Here is a 13,111-nt window from a genome sequence, read left to right on the forward strand (position 1 = left end):
ACAGTGCTGGACGGCGCTGGACGCGGCCGTCACGTCATCGAGGGGTAACCCACAGTCAGTTGTCCGTAGCCCGGGCCGCGGTTAGGTTCGCTGACGTGACCGCGTCCCGCGATTTCCCGGCGACGACCCCGATCGGCTCCCGCGTCGATGCGGAGGGTTACGTCGCGATGGTGTGTTTCAAGCACGGTCCTCCTCGGCTGCACGGCGTCGAGCTGGAGTGGACGGTGCATCATGCGGACGATCCGCACCGACCTCTCGATGCCGCACAACTGAGCAAGGCCCTGGGCGTGCACGCGCCCACCACCCTGGTTCGGGGCAGCCCGCAGCTGCCGCTGGGCCGGGGTTCTCTGGTCACTGTGGAGCCCGGTGGCCAGGTGGAGATCTCAGGCCCCGCCTCGGCCTCGGTGCCCAGGCTGATCGAGGACACCGCCGCAGACGCCGCGGAGCTCACCTCACTTCTCGCAACACACGGTCTCGAGCCCGGACCTCACGGTCTGGACGCCCATCGACCACCCCGCCGCATCCTCACCGTCCCCAGGTACGCCGCGATGGAGCGCGCCTTCGCGCAGCTCGGACCGCACGGACCCCGGATGATGTCCAGCACGGCAGGCCTGCAGGTCTGCCTCGACGCCGGCGAAACCGATCAGACCGCGCTGCGCTGGCGGGCCCTGCACGATTTCGGCCCGGCACTGGTCGCCCTCTTCGCCAACTCCCGAAGACGCGCCGGCTCCGACACCGGCTGGGCCTCCGCCCGCACCGAAGCCACCTTCGGCACCTGCGCACCCTTCACCGAACCGCCACCGCTGGACGGTGATCCGGCCGAGGCCTGGGCGCGTACCGCGATGGAGGCACCCGTGCTCTGCCTGCGCAGGGGAGACAACTGGGACGCTCCCGCCGGTCTCACCTTCGGCGCTTGGGCCGACGGTGCCCTGGTCGGCACGGACCTGGCTGCCGGAGATCCGGCCGGCGGCAGGCCGACGTACGAGGATCTGGACTATCACCTGTCGACCCTGTTCCCACCGGTGCGGCCTCGCGGATATCTGGAGGTGCGCTACCTCGACGCCCAGTCCGGCGATGGCTGGATCGCGCCGACGTTGCTGCTCATCGCGCTGATGTCCGACCCGGCCGTGACCGACCAGGCGCTGGCGGCCGCCCAGCCCGCCGCCGGTCGCTGGTTTCCGGCGGCCCGCGAAGGGCTGGACGACAAACCCGTCCTGCAGGCCGCCCGCGAGCTGGTCGAGCTGGGCACCACGAACCTGAGCCGGACCGGCGTGGATCAGGACCTGATCACCGCCATCGGCGACCAACTGCACTGCATCGTCGACGACACCCACAGAAGGCGAGCATCATGAACCACCAGTTGTCCGATCTGACCGCCGAGGAGCTGCGCTCGTTCGTCGCCGAGCAGCTGGAGCGCTCGCGCGACCGGACCGTCCGGCTGACCGACGCGGTCGACACCGACGACCTGGTCCGGCAGCACTCCAGGCTGATGTCGCCGCTGGTCTGGGACTACGCGCACATCGGCAACCAGGAAGAGCTCTGGCTGGTCCGCGACGTCGGTGGTCGCGACCCGGTCCGCCAGGACATCGACGAACTGTACGACGCGTTCATGCACGCGCGCGCCGATCGCCCGTCGCTGCCGCTGCTCAGCCCGACCGAGACCCGGCAGTACGTCGTGGAGGTCCGCGACAAGGTGCTCGACGTGCTCGACCACGTCAAGTTCGGCGGCGGCCGCGAGCTGACCGACAACGCCTTCGCGTTCGGGATGATCGTTCAGCACGAGCAGCAGCACGACGAAACCATGCTCGCCACCCACCAACTCCGCACCGGCGCCCCGGTCATCGACGCGCCCGCCCCACCGCCCGGGCGCAAGCTGGCCCGCGCGGAGGTGCTGGTCCCCGGCGGTGTGTTCGAGATGGGCACGTCGATCGAGCCCTGGGCGCTGGACAACGAACGCCCCGCGCACCCGGTGCACGTCGCGCCGTACGTGATCGACACCGCGCCGGTCAGCAACGGCGACTACCTGCAGTTCGTCACGAGTGGTGGCTACCAGGATCCGCGGTGGTGGTCCGAGGCCGGCTGGGCGCACGTCCAGAAGGCTTCGCTGGTCGGGCCGCGGTTCTGGGAGGTTGTTGACGGCAACTGGATGCGCACGCGGTTCGGGCACCACGAGTTGCTGCCGCTCGACGAGCCGGTCATGCATGTCTGCTTCTACGAGGCGGAGGCGTATGCGGCCTGGGCGGGCAAGCGGCTGCCGACCGAGGAGGAGTGGGAGTTCGCCGCGCGGTTCGACCCGGCGACGGGCCGCACCAGGCGCTTCCCGTGGGGTGACGAGAGCCCCGGTCCGCAGCACGCCAACCTCGGCCAGCGGCATCTCCAGCCGGCCCCGATCGGGGCGTACCCGGCCGGCGCCTCACCGCTCGGCGTCGAGCAGTTGATCGGCGACATCTGGGAGTGGACCAGCAGCGACTTCACGCCGTACCCCGGGTTCCGCGCGTTCCCGTACGACGAGTACTCGCTGGTGTTCTTCGGCAGCGACTACAAGATGCTGCGCGGTGGTTCGTTCGGCACCGACGAGGTGGTCGGCCGCAGTACGTTCCGGAACTGGGACTACCCGATTCGCCGCCAGATCTTCGCCGGGTTCCGATGTGCCCGAGATCCCCGCCCGGAGGAACTCGCCTGATGTGCCGGCATCTGGCCTACCTCGGCCCGCCGGTGTCGCTGGCGTCGTTGGTGCTCGACCCACCCCACTCCCTCTACCGCCAGAGCTGGGCGCCGTCCGACATGCGCGGTGGCGGCTCCGTCAACGCCGACGGCTTCGGCATCGGCTGGTACGTGAACGACGAACCTGTTCGGTATCGGCGGAGTGTGCCGATCTGGGCGGATGAGTCGTTGCCGGGGCTGGCAGCGTCGATCCGAGCGAGCGCGGTGCTGGCCGCGGTACGGAACGGGACGGTGGGGTCGCCGCTCAACGAGTCGGCGGTGGGGCCGTTCGTGAAAGGCCAGTGGTTGTTCAGCCACAACGGGTTGATCGCGGGCTGGCCGGGCTCGGTTTCCAAGCTGGCCGAAGCCTTGCCTGTGAACGAACTGCTGACTCTCGATGCGCCGATGGACTCGGCGTTGCTGTGGGCGCTCATCCGGAACCGCCTGTCGACCGGTGCGCCGACCGCCGACGCAGTCGCGTCGGTCGTGCGTGAGGTGGCAGCCGCCGCACCCGACTCCCGCCTGAACGTCCTCCTGACCGATGGCGAGCAGATCGTCGCCACGACCTGGACCCATTCGCTGTGGGTCCGTCAGACAGCAGATTCGGTAGCAGTCAGTTCAGAACCTTGGACCACCGAGGGCTGGGAAGAACTCCCTGACCACTCATTGCTAGTAGCAACCAAATCCACGCTAGCCGTCACCCCCTTGATGGAAGGACGACAGTGCAGTCACTGACCCCACCCCACCGCCCCGGTCAGGGGACCCTGATCGACATCCACCTCACTCCCGACTATGCCTCCCGCGCACTGCGCGAAGACGCGAGGGCAGGTCTGACGGCCCAGCCGAAGTGGCTCGCTCCGAAGTGGTTCTACGACGCGCGGGGCAGCGAGTTGTTCGAGGAGATCACCCGGCTTCCGGAGTACTACCCGACCCGCGCCGAGCGGGAGATCCTGCACGCCAGGTCCGCGGACATCGCCGCGATCACCAAGGCTCACACCCTGGTCGAGCTTGGCTCCGGATCCTCGGAGAAGACCCGCCTGCTCCTCGACGGGCTGCGCGACCACGGCACCCTGACCACCTTCGTGCCGCTCGACGTGTCCGAGTCAGCCCTGCGGGAAGCGGCGGAAGCGATCACCGGCGACTACCCGGGACTCGCCGTGCACGGCGTGGTGGGCGACTTCACCGAGCACCTCGACAAGCTTCCCGGTGAAGCGCCCCGCATCGTCGCGTTCCTCGGGGGGACGATCGGCAACCTGCTCCCCGCCGAGCGCGCCGACTTCTACCAGTCCGTCCGCGAGGTGCTCGAGCCAGGGGAATGGCTCCTGCTCGGCACGGATCTGGTGAAGGACCCGGCCACCCTCGTCGCGGCGTACGACGACAGCGCGGGGGTGACCGCCGAGTTCAACCGCAACGTACTGCGCGTCCTGAACCGCCAGCTCGGCGCGGACTTCGACGTGGACGCGTTCAGCCACGTCGCGATCTGGGATCCGGAGAACGAGTGGATCGAGATGCACCTGCGGGCCGACCGGGCGATGCGGGTGCTGATCCCGGAGATCGGGCTCGAGGTGGAGTTCGCCGAGGGAGAGGAACTGAGCACGGAGGTGTCGGCGAAGTTCCACCGGCACGGCGTCGAGGCCGAGCTCGACAAGGCCGGCTTCACCGCCGGTGCCTGGTGGACCGACTCCGAGGACCGCTTCGCCCTCTCCCTCTGGCAGGCTGTCTGACCTCTCAGCCCTGGGACTTGATCAGGTCGTTGACCTTGCCGACGTAGGTCTGCAGTTCCGAGGTCGGCTTCTTGCCGTTCAGGATCGGCTGCCAGTAGGCGGTGGTCAGGTCGATGACCTGCGAGGCCCACTGGGTGGTGAACCGGACGCCGACCGTCTTCTCGGCGGCCAGGTCAGCCTTGACCGTGTCGACCACCGTGGTCTGGTTGGCCTTGGTCAGTGCGGCGAAGTAGCTCTCCTGCGCCGGGGTGTAGGCCGGCGGCGCGACCGGCGAGGCCGGCAGTACGGCGTCCCACACCTTGGTGTTGAGGTACTCGAGCACCTTGTACGTCGAGTCCTCGCTCTTCGTGTACTGCGGCGTGCAGATGCCGACCGAGTCGTACAGGGTGGTCGGGGTGTCCACCTGCGGGAACGGCGCGAAGCCGTACTTGACCTTCGGCTTGTCCGTCTGGAAGCCGGCCGCGAGCCACTGGCCGCCGAACATCATCGGCACCTTGCCGCCGGAGAACAGGGCCGGCAGGTTCGACGCGTCGTACCCGGGCGGGGCGACGGCGCCGGACTTGATCGCCGCGGCGAGCTTGCTGACGCCCTCGGTGAACTTGTCGTCCGCCTCGGCCTTGGTCGGGTGATTCACGTTGTCGGTGAACGGCGCGCCGCCGGCCGACACGGAGTACATGCTCATCGTGAACGGCCCGTCGGCGGCGGTGAGCTGGTCCGCGACCAGCCCGTACTTCGCGCCGTTCTTGTTGGCGAGCTTGCCGGCGGCGGAGTACATGTCGTCCCAGCTCCAGCCGGCCTTCGGCTCGGGGATCCCGGCGGCCTTGAAGGCGTCGGCGTTGTACCAGACGCCGTAGGCGTTCATCAGCGACGGCAGGCCGCCCATCTGGCCGTCGGCCGTCTTCCAGTTCTCCATCGCCGTACCGACGAACTTGTCCGCCTTGAACTCACCGTCGCCGTCGTTGATCCGCTTCGACCAGTCCACCAGCAGGCCCTGCGAGGTGTACTGCTGCTCGGTGTCGTTGCCGCACCAGAACAGGTCCGGCAGCTTTTTGGCCTGGGTCAGCGACGCGAGCTTGTCGCCGTACCCGCCGCTCGGGGTGTCGACCAGCTGGACGGTGATCTGGTCGTCCTTGAACCCTTCCAGCGCCTTCTTGATGGCGGCGTTGGTCTCGGGCGACTCCCATGTCATCACCGTCACGGTGACCGGTCCGTCGGCGTCGCCGCCGCTGTCCGACCCGCCGCAGGCCGATGCCGTCAGCAACCCGGCGCAGGCCAGGGTGGTGCCGATGATCCTCTTCACAGCTGTGCTCCTCAGGGGGTTTGGGTTACTTCTGCGTCGTGCTGCCCAGTGAGCCGAGGCCCTGGATGAAGTAGCGCTGCGCGGCGAAGAAGATGATCAGCGGCGGCAGCATGTAGAGCAGGTTGGTGGCCATGTAGTAGCTCCAGTTCGGCGTCTGGCCGGCGAACGGCGAGACGAACTGGGCCATTCCGACCGACAGCGGCCACTTGTCGGCGGAGTACAGGTAGACCAGCGGGTTGAGGAAGTCGTTCCAGGACGCCTGGAAGGCCAGGATCGACATCGTGATCCAGGCCGGCCGGGTCAGCGGCAGCATCACCTGGGTGAAGATCCGGAAGTGCCCGGCGCCGTCGATCTTGGCCGCCTCGTCGATCGAGTACGGGATGGCCAGGAAGTACTGCCTGGCCAGGAAGATGAACAGTGGGTTGCCGCCGAAGAAGGCCGGCACGATCAGCGGCAGCCAGGTGTCGTACCAGCCGATGCTCTTGTACAACTGGAACAACGGGATCAGCCCGACCACGCCGGGCAGCAGCATGCTGCCGACGAACAGGTAGAACCACACCTTCCGGCCGGGGAACCGCAACCGGGCCAGCGCGTAGCCGGCCATCATCGCGGTCATCACCCCGCCGAGCACGCTGAGCACGGTGATGATGGTCGAGTTCAGCAGCAGCCGCGGGAACTGGATCGCCTCCGGCCCCTTGACGAAGTTGCTCCAGGTGAACTCGCGCGGCAGCAGCCGCGGCGGGATCTCGAACACCGCGGACCCGCTCTTCAGGCCGATGGTGATCATCCACAGCAGCGGGACGACCATCACCGAACTGATGAACAACGCGGTCACGTACCACGAGGTGGTCCGCAGCGGGCGGCGCCGGCGGCGGGGCCGCGGCGTACCGGTGGGCGGTGCGGTCAGGGCGGCGGTCTCGGCCGCGCGGGGCGCTTCAGTCGGGAGTGTTGTCACTGTAGGTCCAAAGCGAGGAGAACTTCGCGGTCAGGGCGATCACGGCGATGATGATGATGAACAGCACCCACACCTGGGCCGAGGCGTACCCCAGTTGGGGAACGCGGCCGAGGTTGGAGAAGCCGTTGTTGTAGATCGACAGCATCAGCACGTTGGTGCTGAAGCCGGGGCCGCCGTTGGTCAGGATCTTCGGCTGGTTGAAGGTCTGCAGCGCCGCCGTCGTCTGCAGGATCACCTGCAGCAACATGATCGGGCTGATCATCGGCAGGGTGATCCGGAAGAACATCGAGGACGGCCCGGCGCCGTCGACCCGGGCGGCCTCGTACAACTCGTTCGGCACCGCCTGCAGCGCGGCCAGGAAGATGATCATCGTCCCGCCGACGCCCCACAGCATCACGATCACGATGGACGGCATCGACATCGTCGGGCTGGCCAGCCAGGTGCTGGTCGGCAGGTGCAGCTTCTCCAGGATGGTGTTCACCAATCCCACCTGGGGATTGAGCATGAACTTCCACAGCGTGATGGTCGCGACCGCGGGCAGCACCACCGGCAGGTACGCGAGGGTGCGGACGATGCGGACCCCGGCGAAGCGCTGGTTGCAGAACATCGCCAGCGCCAGCCCGATCGCCAGTGAGAGCGGGACGTAGAGCAGGACCAGGTATCCGGTGGCCTTGAGCGACGGCCAGAACGCCGGGTCGACGGTGAACAGCCGGCGGAAGTTGCCCAGGCCGACGAAGACCGGATCGGTCAGCCCGTTGTACTTGGTCAGCGCCAGGTAGAACGAGCGGATCAGCGGATAGACCACGAACACGGTGAAACCGATGATCGCGGGCGCGATGAAGAGATAGGCGGCCTTGACGTCCGAGCCGGCATTGCGGCTCAGGCCCCGGCCGCCCTTCGCGGCTCGCTTGTCACGATTCACCCTGCCTCCTGGACGGTAACGTTTCCAACGGCTTACTGTTGGGTGACGATGCCGTGTCGTGAAAGGGAAGTCAACCCTGTGTCCGAAACGTTTCCAAGACAGCCGGAGCCCAGCCGCCCGACGATGATCGACGTGGCCAAGCGGGCCGGAGTGGGACTCGGCACGGTGTCGCGGGTGGTCAACGGCGGCGCGGGGGTCCGGGACGAGACCGCCAGCCGGGTCCGGGCCGCGATCGACGAGCTCGGCTTCCAGCGCAACGAGGTCGCCCGGGCGCTGCGGCCGGGCAAGAAGTCGTCGAGCCTGGCACTGGTGCTCGGTGACCTGACCAACCCGTTCTACGCGACGATCGCGAAGTCCTCGCTCGAGGTGGCCGGGCAGGACGGGTTCGCGGTGGTGCTCGGCAGCGTCGACGAGGATCCCGAGGGCGAGAAGCGGGCGATCCAGGAGTTGATCGGCCGCCAGGTCGCCGGCCTGATGATCGTGCCCGACCAGGGGGACCACTCGTTCCTGGCCGGCGCCGGAGTACCGGTGGTGTTCGTCGACCGGCCGGCGCACGGGATCGAGGCCGACATCGTGATGGTGGACAACGAAGGTGGCGGCCGGATGGCCGCGGATCACCTGCTGCGGCAGGGACACGAGCGGATCGCGATCCTGCTCGCCCCGTCGTACTACACGACCGGCCGCAGGTTGCGGGGGTTCCGCCGGGCCTATCGCTCGGCCGGCCTGACCGTCGACGAGAGTCTCGTCGTTCAGCTGCCGGAAGGTACTGCCGAAGCCGCGGAGAAGGCGACGCGCGAGCTGATGCATCTGCCCGAGCCGCCGACCGCCTTGTTTGCCTCGACCAACTTCCTGACCGAGGGCGTACTCCGTGCGCTGCGCGAGGTGAACGCCGAGCCTGCCGTGGTCGGCTTCGACGACTTCCGCCTGGCCGACATGCTCCCCACGCCGGTCACGGTCGTTGCCTCCGACATCGCCGAACTCGGCCGCACGGCCGCCCGCCTGCTGCTGGACCGCGCCTCCGGCACCGACGCCCGCCCACCCCAACGCATCGTCCTGCCCTGCGCCCTGATCCAACGAGGCTCAGGAGAACGATGATCGACGACCTTCCCGTCGAGAACCACGCGCTCACCACTGCGGCCTGAAAGCACCCGGGCGCTTGAGGGGCGGGAGCGCCCGGGTGCCGGCCATCAGCCCCTCCGTGCCGAGGGGTGATGGGGATCAGAAGTTCGGCCAGGCCCAGCCGAGGTAGTTGCTGAAGTAGGGGAGTTTGGCGAGGCCGATCTTGCCGCCGACGCTGGTGGCCCAGAAATAGCCGTCGCCTCGGGCTACGCCGACGTGGCCGTACGGAGCGGCGAGGTCCCAGAAGACCAGGGCGCCCTTGGGTGGGTTGAGGTCGCCGCGATGGGCTACGCCGCGCGCGACCGCGTCGTTCCAGTCGGCCTTGGCGGAGGCCCAGATGCCGGTCTTGCCGTAGGAGTTCTCGGCCGCCATCTCGCAGTAGCCCTGGTAGGCGGTGGAGCCGTTGCGGGCGGCGTACCAGGCGATCGACTTGTCGGCGCGCGGGTTGGTGCCGCACAGCGGCGCGACCAGGCCGCTGCTGCCGGTGTTGACATAGGAGTCGGAGATGAAGCCCTTGCCGGGAATGTGGTCCCAGATCAGGCTGCGGCCGAACTTGCCGGTCACCGGTTCGCCGTAGAGCTGGCAGTCGATCTGGACGGTTCCGTCGGGCTGGGTGCCGACCGAGCCGAAGCTGGTCGCGTTGCCGGAGCGGATGGTGACCCCGGCGCCGGAGTCGGTGACGACGGTGCCGGTGGCGGCGTGCGCGGGGAGGGCCGTGCCGCCGATGACGGCGACACCACCGAGCATCGCGGTGGCGGTGAGGCGGGTGACAGTACGGAGGAGGGCGGTCCGCATGATGTGTCCCTTTCTGGGAGAGTGCTACACCTCGCAGGGAACCAAAGCGTGACGGCGTTGTCGCAGTGGGCAACGAACCGGCGGCGAACCACCACGGCGCCCGGCCGGAACCGGGCGCCGCGAGGCTCAGAAGTTCGGGTGCGCCCAGCCGAGGTAGTTGGCGAAGTACGGCAGCCTCGCCTTGCCGATCCGGCCGTTGACGCTGGTGGCCCAGAAGTTGCCGTCTCCGGTGGCCAGGCCGACGTGCCCGTAGGCGCTGATGTTCCAGAAGACCAGTGCGCCCTTCGGCGGATTCAGGTCACCCCGGTGGGCGGCGCCCCGGCGTACGGCGTCGTTCCAGTTGGCCTTGGCCGAGGCGTAGATCCCGGTTCTGCCGTACGCGTTCTCCACCGCCTTCTCGCAGTAGCCCTGGTACGCGGTGGACCCGTTGCGGGCGGCGAACCAGGCGATCGCGTTGTCCGCCCTGGACTGCGGAGCGGCGGTGACGGTGGTGACCGGCTCGCGAGTGGCAGGTGCAGTGGCGCTGGCGGGCATGCCAACGCCGGTCAAAGCCACGCCGCCGAGCAGCGCGGTAACGGTGAGGCGGGCGAGGAAAGTTCTCATGGTGGGTGCCTTTCACTCTGATCGGGAGGGGCTGTTGTAGTGGAGATTTCGCTCCTTCCCGCACACAATCAGAGGGTGATCGGATTGTCGCAGTGGGCAACCAGGAACTGAATAACCGTCACTTGATAGATTGTGTAGATTACTAACGGTGAGAGCAGGGAGTGCACCGTGCGACCAGCGCAGGCTCGCTTCGTGATCGGATGCCGCATGCGCGAACTGCGGGAGGCGGCCGGCGTGCCGTTGACCCGGGCCGCGGCCCTGTCCGGCTGGGACAAGGGCCACCTGTCCCGGGTCGAGCGCGGCCACACCAAGCCGAGCCGCGAACTGATCGAGTGGTACGACGACTCCTTCGGCGCGGGCAGTGCCCTGGTCAACCAGTTGATGGAACTCGATGCCGCGGTGCGAGCGGGCAAGGACACCTCGATGCGCGATCTGCGGCGGCGTGAGCCCACGCTTCGTCCAGTGCTTCTCGGTGGATCCGTCCCGGCCGACCACCATCCGGAAGACCGGGCTGAGTTGGTGGGGGAGACCGTCCCCGACGGGACGCGGGTCTGCCGGGACCAGACGTTCGAGAAGACCTGGCAGATCCGCAACAGCGGCGAGCGTCCTTGGCGTGACCGCTGGCTGACCCGCCAGGGCGCGGCCGGGACCCCCGGCTGGTTGAGGTCCCCGTCCCGCGCGAGGCTGCCAGACGCAGTACCGGGTGAGGTGGTGACGGTTCGGATGACCCTGCGGGCGCCATCGCAGGTGGGGGCGTCAACGGCATACTTCAAGGTCACCGACGAGGCCGGCCGGCTCTATTACCCGGGCCTGGAATCACCGCCGGTCTATTGCACGATCTTCACCGTTTACGACCTCTAGTGTCCTGAGTCGGAAGTTCGTGCACATCTCCGGCGCCCAGGCACGCACCTCGCCGCGTTGGAGAAACGGCCACGATGGAAAAGCATCGAGGCCGCTTCTCCGCCTTGCGATGCACGCACCTGGACACCGGAGCTGAAGCACGAACTTCCGACTCAGGACACTAGCCGCGGGTTTGCCCTTGATGTAAGGCCGACGTCTGTCATCCCGGCTGTGTCCGAAATACGTTGCTGCTTTCCTGTCCCGCCTGAAAACAGGAGTATCAGCGTGATCAAGACCCGCAAGATCGCGATGGCGCTGGCCGTCGCTGTGGTGCTCCCGCTGCTGGGGACCACCACGGCTTCGGCAGCCGGTCCGCAGGACCCGCCGACCCCGTCCATTCCGCAGCGGTACCTCGACCAGCCGATCCAGTGGTCGGTCTGCTCGTTCGACGCCGCGGTCAAGCGCCTCTACCCGCAGGCGCCGACCACGAACTGCGCCAAGGTCAACGTCCCGATGGACTGGGCGAACCCGGACGCGCACCCCGACATCCAGGTCGCGATCTCGCGGAGCGAGGCGACCGGCACGTCCAAGGGGCTGATGACGACCAACCCCGGCGGTCCTGGTGGCGCCGGCCTGACGTTGTCGGCCGCGCTGGCCGCCGAGAAGCCGCAGTTGTTCAGCGACTTCGACCTGGTCGGCTTCGACCCGCGCGGGTTCGGCCAGAGCACCCCGCTGCAGTGCATCACCACCGCGGAGGCGCTGAACGCCCTGCCGGTGACGCCGGACTACAAGGAGCGGACCCGGCTCACCCACAGGGTCGAGGTGGCCGAGGCCAAGCTGCTGGCCGACGCCTGCGCCGCGACCGAGTTCGGCCAGTTCGTCAGCAGCCGGCAGACCGTGTTCGACATGGAGTTCATCCGGGCCCTGTTCGACGCCCGCCAGCTGAACTTCATCGGCTACAGCTACGGCACCTGGCTCGGCGGCTGGTACGCCGACACGTACCCGTCCAAGGTCGGCCGGTTCGTGCTCGACTCGAACATGGACTGGACCCACACCCAGTGGCAGAACGTGAACTTCGACCCGTTCTCGGGCCAGCGTCGCCGCGACACCCAGTTGTTCCCGTGGATCGCCCGGCACGCCGACCAGATCACCGGCCTGGGCTCGACGCCCGCGCAGGTCAAGGCGCGCTACAACGGCATCCGCGCGTCACTGACCACTCTGGTCAAGGCCGGCGAGAGCGAAGTCCGCGGTGACAACCTGGACGGCCTGATCTACAGCGCGATCTACGGCAACACCCGGTTCATCCGGGCCACCCTCGATGTCCTCGTGCACGACGAGTTCACCAAGGCGCCGTCGGAGTCCGGCAAGGTCGAACTGACCCACGTCGACAAGGCCTGGGCCCGGCTCGCGCCGAACCTGCAGGCCTACGACACGCTCGCCGCGCTCCGCACCCGGTACGGCGTCTCGGCCGCGGCGCCTGCCGTGGTGGCGGCGGCCCAGGTGGATTCGCTCAAGGACGTGATGGCCGACGCCCGGACCGAAGCGGCGACGGCGACCTCGGGCGACCAGCCGGTCAACCTCGGCCCGATCGGGACCACCGTGCGGTGCAACGACACCGCGTGGAACAAGGACCCGAACTTCTACTTGAAGGAAGCCGACAAGATGGCCAGGAAGTACGACTTCTTCGGCTACATGAACGGCGTCCCGATGTGCGCGTTCTGGAAGTACGCCCCGCAGGACCGCGATCTGGACCTGCCGGGAGCACCGCGGATGCTGATGGTGCAGGGTGAGCTCGACCCGGCGACGGCGTACGAGGGCGCGTTGCGTACGCACAAGGACACCTCGGCGGCGACGCGGTTCGTCGCGATCGACGACGAGGGCCAGCACGGTCAGTACGTCGGTTCGGCGTCGTCGTGCGCCGAGGCGATCGGTGACAAGTTCGTCTTCACCGGCGAGCTGCCGGGCAAGAACCAGGTGTGCGGGACCACCCCGCTGCCGGAGGAGCTGTCGGTCTACCCGGTCAAGGGCCCGGTCGACGGCAAGGCCGTACCGCTGCCGAAGTCCAAGGCGGGCAGCAGCAAGGTGAACCCGCTGCTCCAGCAGGCACTGGACACGGTCGCAGCCAGCGCGCTGCGGTAGTTGCCGGTCTA

General features: G+C 68.1%; 12 protein-coding genes. 7 read left to right on the top strand and 5 right to left on the bottom strand.

Annotation, left to right across the window (positions count from 1 at the left end):
- The first annotated feature begins 95 nt into the window (after positions 1-95).
- Genes ABD255_RS22100 through egtD form a run of 4 tightly spaced genes read left to right on the top strand, consistent with a single transcriptional unit; the run spans position 96 to position 4,427 of the window.
- Positions 96-1,352 (top strand): glutamate-cysteine ligase family protein, encoded by a 1,257-nt coding sequence (locus tag ABD255_RS22100; protein WP_344216880.1) that lies wholly within the window; start codon positions 96-98, stop codon positions 1,350-1,352.
- Positions 1,349-2,683, top strand: coding sequence for an ergothioneine biosynthesis protein EgtB (gene egtB, locus ABD255_RS22105; protein ID WP_344216882.1), 1,335 nt, complete (start codon positions 1,349-1,351; stop codon positions 2,681-2,683). The genes ABD255_RS22100 and egtB overlap by 4 nt, the downstream gene beginning before the upstream one ends.
- Positions 2,683-3,438, top strand: a complete 756-nt coding sequence (egtC, locus tag ABD255_RS22110; RefSeq protein WP_344216884.1) for an ergothioneine biosynthesis protein EgtC — start codon at positions 2,683-2,685, stop codon at positions 3,436-3,438. Before egtB ends, egtC begins: the two co-directional genes overlap by 1 nt.
- Positions 3,426-4,427: an L-histidine N(alpha)-methyltransferase gene (gene egtD / locus ABD255_RS22115; protein WP_425554500.1), complete on the top strand. Its 1,002-nt coding sequence runs from the start codon at positions 3,426-3,428 to the stop codon at positions 4,425-4,427. The genes egtC and egtD overlap by 13 nt, the downstream gene beginning before the upstream one ends.
- 4 nt (positions 4,428-4,431) lie before the next feature.
- Here the strand turns inward: egtD and ABD255_RS22120 are convergent, their stop codons facing one another.
- The 3 genes from ABD255_RS22120 to ABD255_RS22130 are packed head-to-tail and all read right to left on the bottom strand — an operon-like array spanning position 4,432 to position 7,604.
- Positions 4,432-5,727, bottom strand: coding sequence for an ABC transporter substrate-binding protein (locus ABD255_RS22120; protein WP_344216886.1), 1,296 nt, complete (start codon positions 5,725-5,727; stop codon positions 4,432-4,434).
- 25 nt (positions 5,728-5,752) lie between these two features.
- Entirely contained in the window at positions 5,753-6,682 is a 930-nt protein-coding gene (locus ABD255_RS22125; protein ID WP_344216888.1) for a carbohydrate ABC transporter permease, read from the bottom strand.
- Complete coding sequence (locus tag ABD255_RS22130; protein WP_344216890.1) at positions 6,663-7,604, bottom strand: carbohydrate ABC transporter permease; 942 nt, start codon at positions 7,602-7,604, stop codon at positions 6,663-6,665. The genes ABD255_RS22125 and ABD255_RS22130 overlap by 20 nt, the downstream gene beginning before the upstream one ends.
- Positions 7,605-7,727: 123 nt before the next feature.
- Here ABD255_RS22130 and ABD255_RS22135 point away from each other — a divergent pair, with 123 nt between their 5' ends.
- Entirely contained in the window at positions 7,728-8,699 is a 972-nt protein-coding gene (locus tag ABD255_RS22135) for a LacI family DNA-binding transcriptional regulator (protein WP_344216892.1), read from the top strand.
- 123 nt (positions 8,700-8,822) lie between these two features.
- On the opposite strand, the gene ABD255_RS22140 is transcribed toward ABD255_RS22135, so the two are convergent.
- Both ABD255_RS22140 and ABD255_RS22145 read right to left on the bottom strand, forming a co-directional pair.
- Positions 8,823-9,518, bottom strand: a complete 696-nt coding sequence (locus tag ABD255_RS22140; RefSeq protein WP_344216894.1) for an SH3 domain-containing protein — start codon at positions 9,516-9,518, stop codon at positions 8,823-8,825.
- 126 nt (positions 9,519-9,644) lie between these two features.
- On the bottom strand, positions 9,645-10,121 hold the full coding sequence (locus ABD255_RS22145) for a CHAP domain-containing protein (RefSeq protein WP_344216896.1): 477 nt from the start codon (positions 10,119-10,121) through the stop codon (positions 9,645-9,647).
- A 168-nt stretch (positions 10,122-10,289) separates the two neighbouring features.
- On the opposite strand from ABD255_RS22145, the gene ABD255_RS22150 reads away from it, so the two are divergent.
- Entirely contained in the window at positions 10,290-10,982 is a 693-nt protein-coding gene (locus ABD255_RS22150; protein WP_344216898.1) for an NBR1-Ig-like domain-containing protein, read from the top strand.
- Positions 10,983-11,246: 264 nt separating this feature from the next.
- Positions 11,247-13,100, top strand: a complete 1,854-nt coding sequence (locus ABD255_RS22155; protein WP_344216900.1) for an alpha/beta fold hydrolase — start codon at positions 11,247-11,249, stop codon at positions 13,098-13,100.
- The last annotated feature ends 11 nt before the right edge of the window (positions 13,101-13,111 follow it).

Source organism: Kribbella sancticallisti, from assembly GCF_039530625.1.
GTDB classification, from domain to species: domain Bacteria; phylum Actinomycetota; class Actinomycetes; order Propionibacteriales; family Kribbellaceae; genus Kribbella; species Kribbella sancticallisti.